Origin of the sequence: Corynebacterium frankenforstense DSM 45800 (genome assembly GCF_001941485.1) — a bacterium.
GTDB lineage: Bacteria > Actinomycetota > Actinomycetes > Mycobacteriales > Mycobacteriaceae > Corynebacterium > Corynebacterium frankenforstense.
Genome location: NZ_CP009247.1, coordinates 2,070,260 through 2,089,330, shown reverse-complemented (window position 1 = coordinate 2,089,330; position 19,071 = coordinate 2,070,260). Strand labels below are relative to the sequence as shown.

Annotated in this window: 17 protein-coding genes and 2 tRNA genes; 10 read left to right on the top strand and 9 right to left on the bottom strand. The window is 70.9% G+C overall.

What is annotated here, in order from left to right:
- Complete coding sequence (gene pepN, locus CFRA_RS09125; RefSeq protein WP_075664400.1) at positions 1 to 2,631, bottom strand: aminopeptidase N; 2,631 nt, start codon at positions 2,629 to 2,631, stop codon at positions 1 to 3.
- A gap of 100 nt (positions 2,632 to 2,731) precedes the next feature.
- Between pepN and CFRA_RS09120 the strand changes: the two genes are divergently transcribed.
- Positions 2,732 to 3,346 (top strand): mycothiol-dependent nitroreductase Rv2466c family protein, encoded by a 615-nt coding sequence (locus tag CFRA_RS09120; protein WP_075664399.1) that lies wholly within the window; start codon positions 2,732 to 2,734, stop codon positions 3,344 to 3,346.
- Positions 3,347 to 3,445: 99 nt separating this feature from the next.
- Here the strand turns inward: CFRA_RS09120 and CFRA_RS09115 are convergent, their stop codons facing one another.
- Positions 3,446 to 4,525 carry a type I restriction enzyme HsdR N-terminal domain-containing protein gene (locus tag CFRA_RS09115; protein WP_075664398.1) on the bottom strand — a complete coding sequence of 360 codons (1,080 nt, stop codon included), beginning with the start codon at positions 4,523 to 4,525 and terminating at the stop codon, positions 3,446 to 3,448.
- Between the two features lie 348 nt (positions 4,526 to 4,873).
- A complete protein-coding gene (locus tag CFRA_RS09110) occupies positions 4,874 to 5,938 on the bottom strand; it encodes an amidohydrolase family protein (RefSeq protein WP_075664397.1) in 1,065 nt (354 codons plus the stop codon).
- Between the two features lie 100 nt (positions 5,939 to 6,038).
- On the opposite strand from CFRA_RS09110, the gene CFRA_RS09105 reads away from it, so the two are divergent.
- Both CFRA_RS09105 and CFRA_RS09100 read left to right on the top strand, forming a co-directional pair.
- Positions 6,039 to 6,302 carry a hypothetical protein gene (locus CFRA_RS09105; protein ID WP_075664396.1) on the top strand — a complete coding sequence of 88 codons (264 nt, stop codon included), beginning with the start codon at positions 6,039 to 6,041 and terminating at the stop codon, positions 6,300 to 6,302.
- A 112-nt stretch (positions 6,303 to 6,414) separates the two neighbouring features.
- Positions 6,415 to 6,891, top strand: coding sequence for a ribose-5-phosphate isomerase (locus tag CFRA_RS09100; RefSeq protein ID WP_075664395.1), 477 nt, complete (start codon positions 6,415 to 6,417; stop codon positions 6,889 to 6,891).
- A gap of 25 nt (positions 6,892 to 6,916) precedes the next feature.
- Here CFRA_RS09100 and CFRA_RS09095 read toward each other — a convergent pair whose 3' ends face one another.
- Both CFRA_RS09095 and CFRA_RS09090 read right to left on the bottom strand, forming a co-directional pair.
- Complete coding sequence (locus CFRA_RS09095) at positions 6,917 to 7,753, bottom strand: aldo/keto reductase (RefSeq protein ID WP_075664394.1); 837 nt, start codon at positions 7,751 to 7,753, stop codon at positions 6,917 to 6,919.
- 157 nt (positions 7,754 to 7,910) lie between these two features.
- A complete protein-coding gene (locus tag CFRA_RS09090; protein WP_083666933.1) occupies positions 7,911 to 8,765 on the bottom strand; it encodes a hypothetical protein in 855 nt (284 codons plus the stop codon).
- A 243-nt stretch (positions 8,766 to 9,008) separates the two neighbouring features.
- On the opposite strand from CFRA_RS09090, the gene CFRA_RS09085 reads away from it, so the two are divergent.
- The 5 genes from CFRA_RS09085 (at position 9,009) to CFRA_RS09065 (ending at position 12,347) form a co-directional block, all read left to right on the top strand.
- Positions 9,009 to 9,083 (top strand) — tRNA-Gly (locus CFRA_RS09085).
- A 287-nt stretch (positions 9,084 to 9,370) separates the two neighbouring features.
- Positions 9,371 to 9,444 (top strand) — tRNA-Pro (locus CFRA_RS09080).
- Positions 9,445 to 9,495: 51 nt separating this feature from the next.
- Entirely contained in the window at positions 9,496 to 10,884 is a 1,389-nt protein-coding gene (gene tig, locus CFRA_RS09075; RefSeq protein ID WP_075664392.1) for a trigger factor, read from the top strand.
- Between the two features lie 120 nt (positions 10,885 to 11,004).
- Complete coding sequence (locus tag CFRA_RS09070; protein ID WP_281247480.1) at positions 11,005 to 11,643, top strand: ATP-dependent Clp protease proteolytic subunit; 639 nt, start codon at positions 11,005 to 11,007, stop codon at positions 11,641 to 11,643.
- Positions 11,644 to 11,738: 95 nt separating this feature from the next.
- Positions 11,739 to 12,347: an ATP-dependent Clp protease proteolytic subunit gene (locus tag CFRA_RS09065; RefSeq protein WP_075664982.1), complete on the top strand. Its 609-nt coding sequence runs from the start codon at positions 11,739 to 11,741 to the stop codon at positions 12,345 to 12,347.
- Between the two features lie 64 nt (positions 12,348 to 12,411).
- Here the strand turns inward: CFRA_RS09065 and fabG are convergent, their stop codons facing one another.
- Positions 12,412 to 13,194 carry a 3-oxoacyl-ACP reductase FabG gene (gene fabG, locus CFRA_RS09060; protein ID WP_075664390.1) on the bottom strand — a complete coding sequence of 261 codons (783 nt, stop codon included), beginning with the start codon at positions 13,192 to 13,194 and terminating at the stop codon, positions 12,412 to 12,414.
- A 212-nt stretch (positions 13,195 to 13,406) separates the two neighbouring features.
- Between fabG and CFRA_RS09055 the strand changes: the two genes are divergently transcribed.
- Positions 13,407 to 15,374 (top strand): choice-of-anchor I family protein, encoded by a 1,968-nt coding sequence (locus tag CFRA_RS09055; RefSeq protein ID WP_075664389.1) that lies wholly within the window; start codon positions 13,407 to 13,409, stop codon positions 15,372 to 15,374.
- A gap of 6 nt (positions 15,375 to 15,380) precedes the next feature.
- On the opposite strand, the gene CFRA_RS09050 is transcribed toward CFRA_RS09055, so the two are convergent.
- Complete coding sequence (locus CFRA_RS09050; protein WP_211272325.1) at positions 15,381 to 16,670, bottom strand: D-serine ammonia-lyase; 1,290 nt, start codon at positions 16,668 to 16,670, stop codon at positions 15,381 to 15,383.
- Between the two features lie 147 nt (positions 16,671 to 16,817).
- Between CFRA_RS09050 and CFRA_RS09045 the strand changes: the two genes are divergently transcribed.
- Positions 16,818 to 17,492: a nucleoside/nucleotide kinase family protein gene (locus CFRA_RS09045; protein WP_156888000.1), complete on the top strand. Its 675-nt coding sequence runs from the start codon at positions 16,818 to 16,820 to the stop codon at positions 17,490 to 17,492.
- Here the strand turns inward: CFRA_RS09045 and pdxT are convergent.
- Positions 17,489 to 18,124: a pyridoxal 5'-phosphate synthase glutaminase subunit PdxT gene (pdxT, locus tag CFRA_RS09040; RefSeq protein WP_211272324.1), complete on the bottom strand. Its 636-nt coding sequence runs from the start codon at positions 18,122 to 18,124 to the stop codon at positions 17,489 to 17,491. The two genes, CFRA_RS09045 and pdxT, sit on opposite strands and share 4 nt — an antisense overlap.
- Positions 18,121 to 19,029, bottom strand: a complete 909-nt coding sequence (pdxS, locus tag CFRA_RS09035) for a pyridoxal 5'-phosphate synthase lyase subunit PdxS (RefSeq protein WP_075664386.1) — start codon at positions 19,027 to 19,029, stop codon at positions 18,121 to 18,123. The genes pdxT and pdxS overlap by 4 nt, the downstream gene beginning before the upstream one ends.
- Between the last annotated feature and the right edge of the window lie 42 nt (positions 19,030 to 19,071).

Here is a 19,071-nt window from a genome sequence, read left to right as displayed (position 1 = left end):
CTACTTCCCGGCGGCCTCGGCGTCCACCTTGCGCAGACGCAGCGTGCGCACCATGCGGTCGCGGTTCTCCGCGAGCAGGCGGTGCAGGCCGCCCGAGGTCTCGGCCAGCAGTGCGTCGGCGCGGCCCAGGTGCTCCTCGGTGACGTCCCAGCGCGGGTAGAGCTCGAGGAGGGTGCGCTGCGCCATCTCGGGGGAGAACTCCTTCCAGATGCGCGGCGCGATCCGGAAGTACTCCTCGTTGAACTGCTGCAGCAGCTCACCGGAGTCGGCCCAGGTCAGGCCCTCTGTGGTGTGGCGGATGCCCAGGTTGGACAGCTCGCCGGAGACGGCGGCGTCCCAGGCGGTGCGCTTGGCCTCGACCGTGGGGATCGCGGCGCGGGCGCGCACCGCGGACATCGTGCCCGAGGCGGAGCGGTCCGCCGCGGCCAGCTCGGCGATCGCGGACTCGGCGGACTCGGCGTCCTCGTAGCGGCTGTGCGCGATCAGCGCGGTCAGCGCCAGCCAGCGCAGGTCGGCGTCCACGGTCAGGGCGCCGACGGTGGTGCCCGGCTCGGCGGACACCAGCTTGAGCAGATAGGCCACAGCGGCGTCGGAGAGCGGTGCCCGGGTCAGCTCCTGGGCGAAGATGAGCGCGGCCTCGGGGTCCTCGCCGCGCGCGCCGGCGATGAGGGCGTCGCACAGCAGGTCGCGGCCCTCGGCCTCGGCCCAGGCGGGGTCGGCGTAGCGGTGCACGGCCGTGGTGGCCTGCGCGAGCACGCGCTCGACCACCGACAGCTGCGTCTCGGCGCCGACGGCCGAGGTGACCAGGCGGGCGAACTCGCGGGCCGGCATCTCGCCGGCGCGGGTCTCCTCCCAGGCGGCCGACCAGCACAGGGTGCGCGCCATCGGCGACTCGATGTCGCCGATGTGCTCGACGACGAAGGCACGGGAGGCCTCGTCGAGGCCCATCAGGCAGTAGGTCAGATCGTCGTCGTTGACCAGTACCAGGTCCGCGGCCTTCTCGCCGACCAGCTCGTCGACCTCGGTGTGCTCGCCGGTGACGTCGACCTCGACGCGGCTGCGGCGGGTGACCTTGCCGTCCGCGCCCAGGTCGTAGAGGCCCACGGCGATGCGGTGGGTGCGCAGGGTCTCGCCGGACTGGACCACCGCGAAGGCGGAGTAGGTGCCGTCGTTCGTCTCGAACTCGGGGGCCAGGCGGGAGATGCCGGTGGCTTTGAGCCACTGGCCGGCCCAGTCGGAAAGGTCGCGCCCGGAGGCCTTCTCCAGCGAATCGAGGAGATCCTCAAAGGTTGCGTTGTCCCACTGGTGGGCGGCGAAATGACGACGCACGCCCGCGAAGAAGTTCTCGCGGCCCACGTAGGCCTGCAACTGCTTGAGCACGCTCGCACCCTTGGCGTAGGTGATGCCGTCGAAGTTCTGGTCGACGGTCTCGATGTCCGAGGCGTCCGTGGAGATCGGGTGCGTGGTCGGCAGCTGGTCCTGCTGGTAGGCCCAGGCCTTCTCGACGGCCGCGAAGGTCACCCACGCGGTGTCGTACTCCGTCTCCTCCGACTGCGACATCGCCGAGGACCAGGTGGCGAAGGACTCGTTGAGCCACAGGTCGTTCCACCAGCGCATGGTCACCAGGTCGCCGAACCACATGTGGGCCAGCTCGTGCAGGATCGTGTCCGCGCGGCGCTCGTAGCGGTAGTGGGTGGCCTTCGAGGTGAACACGTACTCGTCGCGGATGGTCACGCACCCGGCGTTCTCCATCGCGCCGGCGTTGAACTCGGGCACGAAGACCTGGTCGTACTTGCCGTAGGGGTAGGCGTAACCGAAGTTGCGGTGGTAGTAGTCGAAGCCCTGCTTCGTCTCGCGGAAGAGCTTGTCGGCGTCCACGTGCTCCGCGATCGAGGCGCGCGCGTAGATACCCAGCGGCACCACCAGCTCGGTGTCCTCGCCGGGCTGGCCCTCCGGGGTCTCCGGGTGGTGGGTCAGGTGCCCGCGCCACTCGTCGGTGACCGCGACGTAGGGGCCGGCGCACACGGCGATCAGGTAGCTCGACAGCGGGTAGTCCACGGTGGAGCGGTGCACGGCCACGCCGGTGTCCTCGCGGGACTCGGTGACCTGCTTCGCGTTGGCGATCACGGTCCAGCCCAGCGGGGTGGAGATGGTGAAGTTCCAGGTGGCCTTGAGGTCGGGCTGGTCGAAGCAGGCCATCATCCGCTTCGCGTCGGCGGTCTCGAACTGGGTGTAGAGGTAGGTCTCACCGTCCGCCGGGTCGGTGAAACGGTGCAGGCCCTCGCCGGTGCGCGAGTAGAGGCAGCGCGCGGTGACCTTCAGGGTGTGCTCGCCGGCGCTCAGACCCGTCAGGGCCAGGCCCTGCTCCTCGTCGTAGGCGCCGTCGCGGAAGGAGACCGCCTTCGCGGTGATCTCCGCGGCGTCGAGAAGCACCTCGTCGACGCGGGCGGCGCGCAGGTCGATGAACGTGTCGCCGGGCTCGTCGACGGTGAAGCGCACGGTCGTCGTCGAGCCGAACTCCGCGTCGCCTTCGGCGGCGCGGCGCAGGTCCAGATCGACGTCGTAGTGGTTGACGGTGAGCATCCGCGCGCGGGACTCGGCCTCGGCGCGGGTGAGGTTGGTGGAGGTCATGGCCTACACGGTAGTCACCGGCTGGGGCGCGCACGGGCCGCGGGCACGCGAGTGCGGTTAGGCTGGCCCGCGAAGTCACCCGACAGAGAGGAATTACCCCATGACCCAGTCCGTCACCTTCTGGTTCGACGTCTCCTGCCCGTTCGCGTGGCAGACCTCCCGCTGGATGAAGGAGGTCGAGAAGGTCCGCGACATCGAGATCACCTGGCAGCCGATGAGCCTGTCCGTGCTCAACGACGGCCGCGACCTCGACCCGGAGTACATGAAGATGATGGAGGCCAACTGGGGCCCGGCCCGCGTCTTCGCCGCGGTGGCCACCGAGCACCCCGAGAAGGTCGACGAGCTCTACACCACCATGGGCGAGCTGGTGCACCCCGGCGGCCAGGGCGGCAAGAAGGGCTACGGCGCGTACAACGAGGTCATCGCCGAGGCGCTGGCCAAGGTGGGTCTGTCCTCCGACTACCAGAAGGTCGCCGACACCGAGGAGTGGGACGACGCGCTGCGCAAGTTCCACAACGCCGGCATCGAGTCCGTGGGCGACGAGGTGGGCACTCCGGTGATCAAGCTGGGCGACCACGCCTTCTTCGGCCCCGTGATCACCCGCGTCCCCACCGGCGAGGAGGCCGGTGAGATCTTCGACGCCGCGGTGCGCCTGGCCCAGTTCCCCTACTTCTTCGAGCTCAAGCGCTCCCGCACGGAGAGCCCGCAGGTCTAGACCCGCGGTTCTCCGGCAACGGCACGGGGCCCGTCTCCATGAGGGAGGCGGGCCCCGAGTGCGTCGGTCCGGGATCTGATGCCGGGGGCCGGTGAGACGCTACTGGTCGCGGAGAACGCGGCAGCGCTCCCGCAGCTGGTCCGAGAACTCGTAGATGCCCGCGATGGAGTCCAGATCGTGCTGGTGCTGGTGCTTCTCGGCGTCGAAGAGCACGATACGCGGGATCTTCCGGTCGAAGTACAGCCGTGCGATCGGCTTGCGGTTGTTGTCCTGGTAGAGAATCGCGCAGTAGCTCTTGGCGTCGCGTAGGTAGATGTCCCCGACCGGGATCTCGGCGCAGCAGATGGCACGGATGATCCCGAACGCCTGAAGCTCTTCTTCGGTGGTGACGATTCCGCCGGAGTCCTCCGCCGCATCCGGGTCCTCGTCGACGGTGTCGGCCGGCTCGACGTTGACGGACTCGTCGTGCTCCTGCGCGGACTGCAGCCGGCGGTTGGCCTCGTCCTTGAGGAACTGATTCTGGGCGGTGGTGACCAACTTGGTGAAGGCCTCGAGGGTCTGCGCGGTCATGCGTCGCGACGTCACGCGGGCTGCCACCATCTTCACCCAGTCTGTGTCCGGCTCCTTGAACTGCCGGGAGAGGACCTTCCGGATCTCGGAGACGTACTTGAGCTGTTCAGCGCTCGCCGCGATGGTCTCGGAGTCGAAGCGGGACTTCGTGCACATCTCGAGGTGGGGGAAGATGCGGGCGTCAATGTTGGCGAGGTCGATGGTCATGAACGGCTTCTCGTCCATTCGGTTCACGGCGTCCAACTGGGCGTAGAACTCGTAGACCTCGCCGTTGGTGAGAATCGCGAACTCTGTGTCCGTCACATTGAAGTACCGGATCAGCTGGTTGGCGTGGTCCAGGCTGAGGGGCTCGCCGATCTTCTTGCACTCGATCAGGAACCGGAAATCATCACCGGACTTGATCGCGTAATCGACCTTCTCGCCCTTTTTCACCCCGACGTCAGCGGTGAACTCCGGGATGACCTCCCGCGGATCCGTGACGTCGTAGCCGAGCACCGTGCTGATGAACGGAATGATCAGGGCGGTCTTCGTGGCTTCCTCCGTCTCGATGACGGGCTTGAGCTCTTTGACCCGGTTGGCGAGGGAATGGACAGCCTGGTCGATGCTCATGAGCGGCAGCTCCTTCGGGGACTATGGGGCGGTGTTCCTGAAGCGTGCGTCACGTCATTTAACGCTTTACCGGGTCGCACGCTCTTTTCCTGGCGCCTGATGACCCGCGGGAGCGGCGAACTCAAATGGAACCGAAATGTAAACGCGAAAATCGGACCCTCGCCGTCTCCCCGGGAAGCCCAGGTTGCACCACAAATATTACCCGAAAACGTAAAATCTACATTATGTAAAAGTGGCGGCGGAGGCCCTGCCCCGTGGCGGAGGCCCCGCCCCGTGGCGGAGGCCCCGCCCCGCGGCGGAGGCCCCGCCCCGCGACGGAGGCCCTGCCCCGCAGCGGGGGTCGCCGCCCTAGACGACCCGCTCGCCGAGCACGTAGACGCCCCGGACGTCCCGGGTGCGCGAGATGTCGGCCAGCGGGTCGTCGCCGCACAGCAGGATGTCGGCCCGCGCGCCGGGACGCAGCCGCCCGCGGTCGGGGAGCCCCCAGTGCTCCGCCGGGACCTCGGTCGCGGCGAGCAACGCCTCCAGCGGGCTCCAGCCCGCCTCGACCAGCAGCTCGAGCTCGTGGTGCAGGTTGTGGCCCAGCCGGATGTTGACCGGGGTGCGCGGCACGTTGATCGAGTCGGTGCCGGCGAGCACCGGGATCCCGGCCGCACGCAGCGCGCGCAGGCTCTCCGCGGCCGTCGCGTAGCGCCGGCCCGGCACCACCGACATCACCTTCATCATCGTCATCGTCGGGATGCTGAGCGTGCCCGCGTCCGCCAGGCGCGCGGCCAGCTCCGCGTCGACCGGCTCGTCCATCGGCAGGTGCGTGATCACGTCGACGCCCGCGCGCAGCGCGGTCTCCACCGCGCCGTGCGCGGCGGTGTGCGCCACCACGCGCGCGCCCTTCTCGTGCGCGGCGACCACCACGGCGTCGGCAATCTCGGGGGCGGGGCCGCCGTCACCGGGTGCCTCGAGGACGATCTTGATGAAGTCGGAGCCGTCGGCCAGGCGCCGCTCCACCCCGGCGGGCACCTCGGCGGGGTCGGTGACCGTGGCGTAGGCGGGCATGTCGAACTTCGCGTGGGGGCCGGCCGGCCCGATGAACGGCACGCCGGCGGAGAGGAAGGTCGCGCAGTGCCGTTGCCGGCGCAGCGCGTTGGTGCGCTCGGGCGGCCAGGAGGCCATGTCCACGGCGGTGGTCACCCCGAAGTCCGCGAGGGTCTCCAGGTCGCGGCGGCGGTAGAGGTGCAGGTGCGAGTCGATCAGGCCGGGCAGCGCCACCGCGCCGCCGACGTCGGTGATGCGGGCGGCCGGGTCGGTGATTCGCTCGCCGATCGCGGTGATCACCCCGCCGTCCATGCTCAGGGTGGTCGGCGCGGTGATCTCCCGGCCGGTGAACAGGCGGACGTTGCACAGGTGCTCGGACAAGACTGGCGTCCTTTCTTCCCGTCTTTTCCCCTTTGCCTGACGGGCGGCGGCGGGGCGGTAAAATATTCAGCCGAACCATGACCCGTCTCCCGGAGGATCCGTGTTCAGCACCTTCACCATTACCCTCGTCATCGCCGTGCTCGCCGGTGGCCTGGCGTACTACAGCTGGGGTCGTTCGGCGATGCTCTCCCTGGCCGCCGGTGCGGTGTGCGTGGGTGTCTCCCTGATCGCGCTGCTGATGGCCGTGCTCATCAGTCTGGCGTGGTTCCTGAAGCTGGTGCCGCTGGTGCTTTTGGCCGGCGGGGTGTGGCTGGTCTGGCGGGTGCTGGGCCGGCGCCGCCACCGCGAGACGGTGTTGCGCTAGGCGCGGCGGGCGCGGGGTCCGGCGCAACGGCCCGGGCGCGGCAGGGGTGGCCGCGGGGGAGGAAAACAACACGGAGTCCAAAGCCGGTGTCCGGGCGGCTAGACTGCAGGGCATGCGCGTTTACCTTGGAGCAGACCACGCCGGATACGACCTGAAGAACGCCGTGGCTGAGCACCTGAAGGCCGCCGGTCACGAGGTCATCGACTGCGGCGCCCACACCCTCGACCCCGCCGACGACTACCCCGCCTACTGCATCGAGGCGGCCAGCCGCACGGTCAACGACCCGGGCTCCCTGGGCATCGTGCTCGGCGGATCCGGCAACGGCGAGCAGATCGCCGCGAACAAGGTCGAGGGCGCCCGCTGCGCCCTGGCCTGGTCCGTCGAGACCGCCCAGCTGGCCCGCCAGCACAACAACGCCCAGCTGATGGGCATCGGCGGGCGCATGCACTCCGTCGACGAGGCCCTCGAGATCGTCGACGCCTTCATCGGCGCCGAGTGGTCGAAGGAGGAGCGCCACCAGCGCCGCATCGACATCCTCGCCGAGTACGAGCGCACCGGGGTCGCCCCGGCGCTGCCCGAGGAGGAGTAGCCCCGGGCCTCCCTTAGAGGCCCCCTTAAGGCTCCATCTCGTTGGGGTCGCGTCCGACGCGCCCCTCCAGGCCGCGGTCGAGTGCGTCGACCGCGGCCATTTCCTCGTCCGTCAGCTCGAAGCCGAAGACGTCGAGGTTGGCGCGGATGCGCTCGGGGTTCGAGGACTTCGGGAAGAGGATCCGCCCGTGCTGCAGGTGCCAGCGGATGATGACCTGGCCGGCGCCGACGCCGTGGGCCTCGGCGATCCCGGTCACCGTCGGGTCCTGGAGGATCGGGTACTTGCCCTGGCCGAGCGGGCCCCAGGCCTCGACGGCGATCTCGTGGTCGCGGCAGAAGGCGACGTCGTCGCGGCGCTGGTAGGCCGGGTGCAGCTCGAGCTGGTCGACCACCGGCGGCACCGGGGAGTGGCGCAGCAGGTTGTCCAGGTGCTCGGGCAGGAAGTTCGACACCCCGATCGAGCGCACCAGACCGGCCTCGCGCGCGGCGATGAAGCGGTCCCAGACCTTCAGGTAGAGGTCCTGGGCGGGGCAGGGCCAGTGGATGAGGTAGAGGTCGACGTAGTCGAGGCCGAGCTTCTCCAGCGACTCCGCCAGCGCCGCGTCCGGGTCGCCGTGGCGGTCGTTCCACAGCTTGGTGGTCACGAAGATCTCCTCGCGCGGGATGCCGCTGGCCGCGATCGCGCGGCCCACGCCCTCCTCGTTGCCGTAGAACCCGGCGGTGTCGATGTGCCGGTAGCCGGCCTGCAGCGCCAGGCCGACGACCTTCTCCGCGGTGTCGTTGTCGACCTTGTACGAGCCGAAGCCCAGCTGCGGGATCTCGTGGCCGTCGTTGAGGGTGATCGTGGGGACGTCGTTGCTCATGGGCCCAGTGTGCCAGAGCCGCCGCCTGGCGCGGGGCCGGCCAATTGACGACGCCCCGCCGCTCCCCGTCGGGCGCGTCCCGCCCCGTGCGGCACGAGACCCCCGGACTCACGTCCGGGGGTCGGTGGGGAAGCGGGAGGTTAAGGAGGAACAGGGGCTAGAAGTCGAAGCCGAAGCCGCCGAAGTCGAAGCCCCCGCCGTCGCCGCCGAAGTCGAACCCTCCGCCGTCACCGCCGAAGAAGCCGCCGTCGCCGCCCATGTCTCCACCCATGTCGCCGCCGTCGCCCATGTCTCCGGCGTCACCGGCGTCGCCCATGTCGCCGTCGGCGCCCTCCGCGCCGTCGGCCAGGCCGTCCTCGTAGCCGGAGCCGTAGCCGTCCTCGAATGCGTGGGCGGAGTAGCCCACGCCGGACATGCCGGAGAAGAGCGCGGAGAACATCATCACCGAGCCGGCGGTCCACAGGCCGGTCGCCATGGCCGGGGCCCACCACGGGGTGGAGTACCAGCCGGCCGGCACCGGGCGGCCCGCGACCTTGCCGCCGGGGTAGTAGTTCGGCGTCTCGGCGCTGGCCTCGGGCGAGGCGGTGATCTGCTGGCCGTCGTGGTCGATGGTGCGGCGCTCGGTGACCTTGCCGGCGGCGCGCTGGCCGGCCAGCGGCGGCAGCTCGGGGCCGGCGGGCAGGCCCATGATCTCGCGGGCCGCGTTGACGTAGTGCAGGCCCTCGAGCGCGGACTCGCGGGCGAGCTGCGCCTGCTTGACCGTCTCGGCCTGGCCGATGGCGGCCGAGGCGGCGTTGTAGCGCTCGGAGGCGTCGGCCAGCGCCTGGGTGGAGGCGGTGTCGTTGCCGGACAGCGTCAGCACCTGCGAGCCGAGGCGCTCGATCCAGCGGCGGGCGTCGGCCTGCGCGTCGGCGAAGGAGGCGCGCTCGCGGCCGATCTCCTTCTTCTTGTTCGACTGCGCCCAGATGGCGATCCCGGCGCCGATGACGACGAGGAGGAGCAGAAGGGACACTGAATGACCCACTTTCGTTGGCTTCGTTGGCGGTAAAGGTTCTCGTCTGCTTCAACGCGCGGGGCCGGCGGAAAGTTCCTGCCGCCACGCGCGGATCGGCCCGGGACGCGTGCGCCCGGGCAGCGTCGGGGATCGTGTGCATGTTTCGGCCCGGGACGTGGACGTGGACAGCGTCGGCGCCCGCGCGCGGATCAGCGGGGCGTTTGTCCCGGCCGCGGCCTCTGCACTAGGCTGGCTGCCACTGGGAACGTCGTATAGTGGCTAATACCTCAGCCTTCCAAGCTGAAGACGCGGGTTCGATTCCCGTCGTTCCCTCCAGTTGACCGCCCCGCCGGCCGCCCCGCGCGCCGGCGGGGCGCAGTCGTGCCCGGGCCTCTTCGACCCTCTCTCAGCGCCTTCCCCGGGCCCACCCGCAGCCGTCTCACAGCACCTTCCCGGTCCTCTCCCTCGGCCCACCCCGCCCGTCGCCCGCACCTCTGCGGTAGAGTGTCTCGCTTGTCAACGTCGCCCGCCCGGGCGGCGCCGCGTGCCCCGCGGCCTGGGCCCGACGGGCGACCCCGGTGTGGGTCGCCCGCAGACCCCGCCGGTATGCTTGGCGAACGTCGCGGGGCGTGGCGCAGCTTGGTAGCGCACCTGCTTTGGGAGCAGGGGGTCGCAGGTTCAAATCCTGTCGCCCCGACGTAAGAAACATCGAGAAGAGACTTTCGCACCGATCCAGGAGAGTGACTCCGTGAAGAGTTCCGTCGAGAAGCTGAGCGACACCCGCGTCAAGCTCACCGTCAACGTTCCGTTCGATGAGCTGAAGGGTGAGTTCGACAAGGCCTACCAGGCCATCGCCCAGCAGGTGACCATCCCGGGCTTCCGCCGCGGCAAGGCCCCGCGCCAGCTCATCGACGCCCGCTTCGGCCGTGGCCCGGTCCTCGAGCAGGTCGTCAACGACATGCTGCCGTCGCGCTACGAGCAGGCCGTCAAGGAGGCCGACGTCAAGCCGATCGGCCAGCCCGAGGTCGACATCACCGAGATCGAGGACGGCGACCACGTCGAGTTCACCGCCGAGGTCGACGTCCAGCCCGAGATCGAGGTCCCGGACTTCTCCGCCCTCGAGGTCACCGTCCCGGCCCTGGAGGTCGCCGACGAGGACGTCGACGAGGCCCTCGACGAGCTGCGCGGCCGCTTCGCCGAGCTGAAGAACACCAAGCGCAAGATGAAGACCGGCGACATCGCCGTCATCGACATCAAGGCCACCGTCGACGGCGAGGAGATCCCCGAGGCCGGCGCCGAGGGCATCAACTACGAGATCGGCAAGGGCGACCTCATCGACGGCCTGGACACCGCGCTGCGCGGCATGAAGACCGACGAGGACAACGAGTTCACCACCACCTTCAAGTCCGGCAAGTACGCCGACAAGGAGGCCACGGTCAACGTCCACGTCCAGCAGTCCAAGGAGCGCAAGCTGCCGGACCTGGACGAGGAGTTCGTCCAGATGGCCTCCGAGTTCGACACCGTCGACGAGCTGCGTGACGCCACCCGCAAGCAGGTCGAGGAGTCCAAGAAGACCGGCCAGGCCGCCGCCATCCGCGACGAGACCCTGAAGAAGGTCCTCGCCGAGACCGAGTTCGAGCTGCCGCAGACCGTCGTCGACGCCCAGGTCGACGCCCAGCGTCACCAGCTGCTCGGCCAGCTGGCCCACGACGAGGCCGCCCTGAACTCCGTCCTCGAGGCGCAGGGCACCACCCGCGAGAAGTTCGACGCCGAGCAGCGCGAGAACGCCGAGGAGGCCGTGCGCACGCAGCTCTTCCTCGACGCCCTCGCCGAGCAGGAGCATCCGGAGGTCTCCCAGCAGGAGCTCACCGAGCACATCATGTTCACGGCCCAGTCCTACGGCATGGACCCGAACGAGTTCGTCCAGCAGATCAGCCAGTCCGGCCAGATCGGCAACCTGTTCGCCGACGTCCGCCGCGGCAAGGCCCTGGCCGCCGCGATCTGCCGCGTGAAGGTCACCGACGAGGCCGGCAACTCCGTCGACCCCGAGGAGTACTTCGGCGAGGAGGACGAGGACGAGGCGCAGAACGACGCCAAGGCCGAGTCCACCGAGACCACCGAGGCCGAGGACAAGTAACCTCCGCCTGACACGCCGCGAAGAAGGGGCCCGGGTTTGCCCGGGCCCCTTTTCCGACCCCGACGACGCTGTCAGCGAACACGGCGGCGTCGCGGGGGAGTGCGGCGGTAGCCTGGGACCCTGAATAAACGGACGAAGAAAAAGGAGAGACTGACTCTCATGAGCGAACGGACCACCATGGGCCCCGAGAACGCGGGTGCGAACCTGGGCGACTCGGTCTACGAGCGCCTCCTGCGGGAGCGCATCATCTTCCTGGGCAGTGAGGTCAACGACGAGATCGCCAACAAACTGTGCGCGCAGATCCTCCTGCTCTCCGCGGAGGACCCGAACCGCGACATCTCGCTCTACATCAACTCGCCCGGCGGCTCCGTGACCGCCGGCATGGCCATCTACGACACGATGAAGTACTCGCCGTGCGACGTGGCCACCTACGGCATGGGCCTGGCCGCCTCGATGGGCCAGTTCCTGCTGACCGCCGGCACCCCGGGCAAGCGTTTCGCGCTGCCGCACGCGCGCATCCTGATGCACCAGCCCTCGGCCGGCGTCGGCGGCACCGCCGCGGACATCGCCATCCAGGCCGAGCAGTTCGCGCTGACCAAGAAGGAGATGGCCGAGCTGATCGCGGAGCACTCCGGGCAGCCTTACGAGCAGATCGTCAAGGACTCCGACCGCGACCGCTGGTTCACCGCCCAGCAGGCCAAGGACTACGGCCTGGTCGACCACGTCATCGAGACCGTCCAGGGCTCCGTGAGCAACTGAGCGGGAAGCAGATAGGAGAGGTAGAGAGAATGTTCAACCCGATTTCCGCCGGTGGCCTGCAGCTTCCCCAGTCGGGCCCGGCCGCGGGCGCGCAGATGCCGCAGTCGCGCTACGTCCTGCCGAGCTTCATCGAGCAGTCCGCCTACGGCACCAAGGAGACCAACCCCTACGCCAAGCTCTTCGAGGAGCGCATCATCTTCCTCGGCGTGCAGGTCGACGACACCTCGGCCAACGACATCATGGCGCAGCTGCTGGTCCTCGAGGGCATGGACCCGGACCGCGACATCACCATGTACATCAACTCGCCCGGCGGCTCCTTCACCGCCATGACGGCGATCTACGACACGATGCAGTACGTGCGCCCCGACGTGCGCACCGTCTGCCTGGGCCAGGCGGCCTCGGCGGCGGCCGTGCTGCTGGCCGCGGGCACCAAGGGCAAGCGCGCCGCGCTGCCCAACGCCCGCGTGCTCATCCACCAGCCGGCCACCCAGGGCACCCAGGGGCAGGTCTCCGACCTGGAGATCCAGGCCGCCGAGATCGAGCGCATGCGCCGCCAGATGGAGGAGACGCTGGCCCGCCACACCGGCCGGACCCCGGAGCAGGTGCGCATCGACACCGACCGCGACAAGATCCTCACCGCCGAGGACGCCGTGGAGTACGGCATCATCGACCAGGTCTTCGGCTACCGCAAGCTGCACGACTGATCGGTCGGCTCAGGCGGCCCGGGGTGGGCCGCCTGGTTCACGCCGCGCAGCTCAGGCTGCGCGGCTAGGCGCCCTGTTCGCCCTCACGGGCGGGCAGGATCGCCTCGGGGGACTCGGGGAGGATCTGGCCGCCGTCGACGACGATGACCTGGCCGGTGATGTAGCCGGCCTCCCGGCTGGCCAGGAAGCAGGCCGCCGCGCCGATGTCGCGCGGATCGCCCAGGCGCAGCACGGGCACCGCACGCGCCATCTGCGCGTTGTACTCCTCGCCCTGCGCCTTCAGTCCCTCCGTGGCGACGTTGCCCGGGGCCACCCCGTTGACGGTGACGCCGTCGCGGGCGACCTCGAGGGCCGCGCTGCGCATGAAGCCCTGCTGGGCGGCCTTGGTCGCCCCGTAGTGCGCCCAGCCGGGGTAGCCGGTGTGCGAGCCGGTGATCGAGGTCGTGATGACCACACGCCCGTAGCCTGCGGCGCGCATGTAGGGCAGCACCTCCTGGACGGTGACGAAGGCACCGCGCACGTTGACGTCGAAGATGCCGTTCCACTGCTCGTCGGTCATCGTCTCCAGGCTGGCCTGCGGGAAGATACCCGCGTTCGAGCACAGGATCTGGATGCCGCCGAAGGTCTCGTCGACCTCGGCGAACAGGTCGTGCACGGCCTTGCGGTCGGTGACGTCGAGACGGCGGGCGTGCGAGCCCGTCTCCTTTGCGGTGCGCTCGGCGGCCTCGAGGTCGAGGTCGGCGATGACCACGGTGGCCCCGGCCTCGCGCAGCATCTCCACGATCCCGCGGCCGATGCCGGAGGCACCTCCCGTGACGACGGCGGTCTGGTCGGTCAGGTCGAACATGGCGGTCTCCTCACGGTCGCCGCGGCCGACCTCCCCGGGTGGCAGGCCCGTCCCGCGGAATGATCACTCGACTCCCATGCTAGCCACGCGGCGGGGACGGTCCCCGGGAGTTCACCGGGCGGCCGCCGCGCCGTCACCGCGCGGCCACCGCGGCTTCGCACGCCTCGGGGACCCTGGCAGTTGTCTGTCCGCCGACCAGGAAGAGCCTTGTGATGACCTCCAGCCCGTCCGTCCGCACCGCCCGCACCACGCGCACCGGCGTCGCCCTGTGCACCGCCCTGGCCACCGGCCTCGCCGGGCTGGCCACGGTGCCCCACGCAGCGCCGGCGCATGCCGCGGTCGTCGCCAATCCCGTCACGCACTCCGCGCCGGGCGCGGCCATCGGGCTCGAGCCCGTCGGCAGCCACGAGACCGGCGTCCTCGGCGAGTCAGCCGCCGAGATCGTCGCGCACCACCCCGACAGCCAGCGGGTGATGGTGGTCAACGCGCAGTCCGGAAAGATCGACGTTCTCGACGTCTCCGAACCGGCCGCGCCGGAGCTGCTGCACTCCGTCGACGGGGGCGCGGGCACCACCATCAACTCCGTGGCCGTGCGCGCCGACGGCCTGGCCGCCGCCACCGTGGAGCCGGCGGACAAGACCGAGCCGGGCTCGCTGATCTTCTTCGACGCCGCCGGCGACGGCGAGGAGCTCGGCCGGGTGGGCGTCGGGTCGCTCCCGGACATGGTCACCATCACCGCCGACGGCGGCAGCGCGCTGGTGGCCAACGAGGGCGAGCCGGCCGAGGACTACTCCGTCGACCCGGAGGGCTCGGTCTCCGTCGTCGCGCTGCCCGAGACGCTCGAGGCGCCCGCGCAGTCGGACGTGCGCACCGCGGACTTCACCGCCTTCGAGGACTCGCTTCCCGAGGGCGTGCGCGTCTTCGGGCCCGAGGAGGTCGACGGGGCGGAGTACACCACCACCGTCGCGCAGAACCTCGAGCCGGAGTACATCGCCGCCGTCGACGGCACCGCCTACGTCACCCTCCAGGAGAACAACGCCGTGGCCGTCGTCGACATCGCCGCCGCGCGGGTCACCGACATCCTGCCGCTGGGCACCGTCGACCACTCCCAGCCGGGCACCGGGCTGGACGCCTCGGACCGCGACGAGAAGGTCAACATCGCCGAATGGCCGGTCAAGGGCCTGGTCCAGCCGGACTCCATCGGCGCATACCAGGCCGGCGGCACCACCTACTTCGTCACCGCCAACGAGGGCGACGCCCGCGACTGGGACGCCTACTCCGAGGAGGCCCGCGTCAAGCATCTGGGCGACCCGGACGAGACCGACTACCTCGACCGCCCGCTGCCCGGCCCGTGCGAGGGCTTCGCCGGCCTCGACGCCGAGGGCGTCGCGGACCTGCAGGAGGACGAGAACCTCGGCCGCCTCAACATCACGCTCGCCGACGGACTGAGCGAGGACGGCTCCTGCTACGAGGAGCTCTACTCCTACGGCACCCGCGGCTTCTCCGTCTACTCCGCCGACGGCACCCGCGTCTTCGACTCGGGCGCCGAGTTCGAGGAGATCCTCGCCGACGTCGCGGAGCGCTCGCCGTTGGTGTTCAACTCCAACCACGAGGAGACCGCCTTCGACGACCGCTCCGACAACAAGGGCCCCGAGCCCGAGGGGCTCACCCTCGGCGAGATCGACGGGCGCACCTACGCCTTCATCGGGCTCGAGCGCGTCGGCGGCATCTTCGTCTACGACGTCACCGACCCGGCGGGCAGTAAGTTCGTCACCTACGTCAACAACCGCGACTTCTCGGTGGACCCGGACGCGACCGGTTCCGCCGAGGGCGCCGGTGACCTCGGCCCGGAGGGCCTGGCGTTCATCTCCGCGGAGGACTCGCCCAACGGCAGGCCCATGCTGGTGGTGGGCAACGAGGTCTCCGGGACCACGACGCTCTTCGAGATCACCGGCGCGGACGGTGACGACGCGGACGACGGCGACGGTGCCGACGGCTCCTCGGAGGGCGACTTCATCGCGGGCTCCGCCCTCGGTTCCTCGGCCGGCACCGTCTTCGGCGTGCTGGCCGGTGTGCTCGGTCTGCTCGGCGTGCTCGGCCTGTTCGGCCAGCCGCTGCTCAACGCCATGGGTGACCGTTTCCCGCAGCTGCGCGCCCAGATCGAGCAGGCGCTGCGGTAACGCCGGCTACCGCAACGCCGCGCCCCGGCCCGCCGCCAGCAGCGCGGCGAACTCCTCCTCCGGGACCATCGACCCGCCCGTGGACCAGGCGATGTGGGTGGCCCGGTCGAGGCGTTCCCCGTCCAGGCCGCGGGCGCGCAGGAAGTCCGCGTCGGCCTGCACCCGCCACGGGCCGGTGAGCCCCGCGGTCGCCGAGGGCTCCAGGCGCCAGCCCTGGGCGTCGTGGACGCGGGCGACCAGGCCGGTCAGCTCCGCGTCGGAGTGTGTGGCGAAGCCGTCGATACGGCTGCCGACGACGCCGCCGACCAGGCTCGACATCCGCCCGACGGCGAGCCCGTCGGCGTCGGTGCGCCCGTCCAGGCCGATCTCGGCGATGCTGATCTTCTTGCGCAGGCCCGAGCGCTCGCCGAGGAAGACCGCGGGCGCGGCCACCGGTTCGTGCAGCACGCAGAACACATCCGCGCCGAAGGTGCGGTAGAGCCCGTAGGCGATCCCGCCCGGGGCGCCGCCGACCCCGCAGGGCAGGTGCACCCCGAGCGGGTGGTCGTGGTCGACGGGGATCTCCAGGGCGCGCAGCTGGCCCGCCAGTCGCCCGGCGGCCACGGCGTAGCCGGCGAAGAGTGAGAGCGAGGCCTCGTCGTCGACGAAGTGGGTGTCCGCTTGGTCCGCGGCCTGCTCGCGCCCGGCGGCCACGGCCGCCGAGAAGTCGCCGGCGTGCTCGACGACCTCGGCGCCGCGCTCGCGCAGCAGCTCCTTCTTCCACGCCTTGGCGTCGCGGGACATGTGCACCACCGCGCGCAGCCCGAGGGCGGCACCGACCAGGCCGATGGACAGGCCCAGGTTGCCGGTCGAGCCGACGGCGATCGTGTTCCCGGCCAGCGCGCGCCGGCCCGCGGGCGTGCCGGCGTCCGAGGCGTCCAGGCCCGCGGCCTCAAGCACCTCCTCGGCGTACTCGAGCACCTCGTGGATGCCGCCGCGCGACTTCACCGACCCGGAGACCGGCAGCAGGTCGTCGCGCTTGACCCAGAGCCGGCCGCGCAGCTGTGCACCCAGGTCGTCCTCGAGCGCGGCCTGCAGCGCGGGCGCGCACACCAGCGGCGACTCGAGGACGCCGCCGGTGGGCGCGGAGTCCGGGAAGGTCCGCGCGAACCAGCCGGCGAAGCGGGAGAAGCGGGCGCGCGCCTGGGTGACGCGGGCGTCGAGGGCGGCGTCCGCGGCCCAGCCCGGGGCCGGGGACTGCGCGCGCAGCCAGGAGGTGGGCTCGGCGGCGGCGAGCCGGGCGATGACGGGGTCCATGCCCGCCATTGTGCCGGGATCGGCCGGGTCCGGCGCACACCCGGCGTCTGAGACGAAGCATCAGCCCGCCGTGTCCCGCTACACTGCGGTGACTCCCGTGTCCCGGATACCGCAGCCCTGCCGACGAGGCCCAGGAAGGACCATGCGATGACGAGTTCGACGGCGTTGTTCGACCCCGGTCCGAGCGAGCCCCACCTCGGGCCCTTTACCCCGAAGCCGCTCGCCGACCTGCTGCCCGCAGGGCAGGGCCGCCGGGTCGTGCTGATCGACGGCCGCGGTGGCGCCGGGAAATCCACCCTGGCAGCCGCCATCGCGGGCGAGGCGACCCGCTCCGGCCGTCCCGCCGCGGTCGTGGCCACCGACGACCTCGCCTGGCATCACTCGCGCTTCGGGTGGCACGACCTGCTGGTCACGCACGTCATCGAACCGTTTCTCGCCGGCGACGCGGTGAACTACCGGCCGCCCGGCTGGGTGGCCAAGGGGCGTGGGGGAGCGGTGCGGGTGCCCGCGGGAACCCGGTTGCTCATCGTCGAGGGCACCGGTGCGCTGACGGACGCGACCGAGCGGCTGGCGGACCTCGGCGTCTGGGTCACCGGTGACGTCGACGAGCAGCGTCGCCGCGGTATCGCCCGCGAGGTCGCCGCGGGCATACGAGATCAGGACGCGGCCACCCGCTTCTGGGACGACTGGCAGACCGAGGAGCGCCCGTTCCTCGCGTCCCGGCGTCCCTGGGACCTCGCCGACCTCGTGGTGCTCGGCACCGCGGGCGAGGCCCGCCCGCCGGCGGGCCGGGTGCTCGCCGCGGACGGGACCCGCGGCTAGACGCGCGCCCCCGCGTGCTCCCGAACCTGTTCGAGGAACTCCGCGTGGACGGTCCCGTCCCCGGTCAGCTCGGGGTGGAAGGACACGCCGGTCACCGCGCCCGAGCGCACGCCGACCACGCGTCGGCGCCCGTCGGCGTCGACAAGCACCGAGCAGGCCTCGACCCCGTCGCCGAGGCGGATGACCTCGGGGGCGCGGATGAAGGCCGCGGTCACGGTCGCCGCGCCACCGCCGGCCGGCGTCCAGGGCAGCTCCGCCTCGGCGGAGTCGACCTGCGGGCCGAAGGCGTTGCGGCGCACGGTGACGTCGATGAGCCCGAGGACCTGCTGACCGGCGGCCGGGTCCTCGACCTCCGTCGACAACAGGATCAGGCCCGCGCAGGTGCCCAGCACCGGAAGTCCCTCACGCACGGCGGCGATCAGCGGCTCGCGCAGCCCGAAGATGCGGGTCAGCCGGTCGATCGTGGTCGACTCGCCCCCGGGCAGCACCAGGCCGTCGAGGCCCTCGAGGTCACCGGGCCGGCGCACCAGGCGCACGGCGGCGCCCAGCTTCTCCAGGAGCTCGGCGTGCTCGGCGACGCCGCCCTGCAGGGCGAGTACGCCGACGGTGGGCGCGGCCTCCGCGCGACTCACCAGCCGCGCTCCGCCAGGCGGTGCGGGGCGGGCAGGTCGGCGACGTTGATGCCGACCATGGCCTCGCCCAGGCCGCGGGAGACCTCGGCGATGACGTCGGGGTCGTCGTAGGCGGCGGTGGCCTTGACGATCGCGGCGGCGCGCTGGGCCGGGTTGCCGGACTTGAAGATGCCGGAGCCGACGAAGACGCCGTCGGCGCCGAGCTGCATCATCATCGCGGCGTCGGCCGGGGCGGCGATGCCGCCGGCGGTGAAGAGCACCACGGGCAGCTTGCCGGCCTGGGCGACCTCGCGGACCAGGTCATAGGGGGCGGCCAGTTCCTTGGCGCGCACGTAGAGCTCGTCCTCGCTGGCGCCGGCCAGCTGCGCGATCTCCTTGTTGATGGTGCGGATGTGCTTGGTGGCCTCGGAGACGTCGCCGGTGCCGGCCTCGCCCTTGGAGCGGATCATCGCGGCGCCCTCGGCGATGCGGCGCAGCGCCTCGCCCAGGTTCGTCGCGCCGCAGACGAAGGGCACGGTGAACTTCTGCTTGTCGATGTGGTTGACGTAGTCGGCGGGGGAGAGGACCTCGGACTCGTCGATGTAGTCCACCTTGAGCGACTGCAGGACCTGCGCCTCGACGAAGTGGCCGATGCGCGCCTTGGCCATCACGGGGATGGACACGGCGTCGATGATGCCGTCGATCAGGTCCGGGTCGGACATGCGGGCCACGCCGCCCTGGGCGCGGATGTCGGCGGGGACGCGCTCGAGGGCCATGACGGCCACGGCGCCGGCGTCCTCGGCGATCTTCGCCTGCTCCGGGGTGACCACGTCCATGATCACGCCGCCCTTGAGCATGTCGGCCAGGCCGCGCTTGACCAGCGGCGAGCCCTGGGTGGTGCCAGTTACATCGTTGTTATCAGACATGCGGACCATTCTGCGCCCGCGGGTGGTCTACTGAGAAGTCCA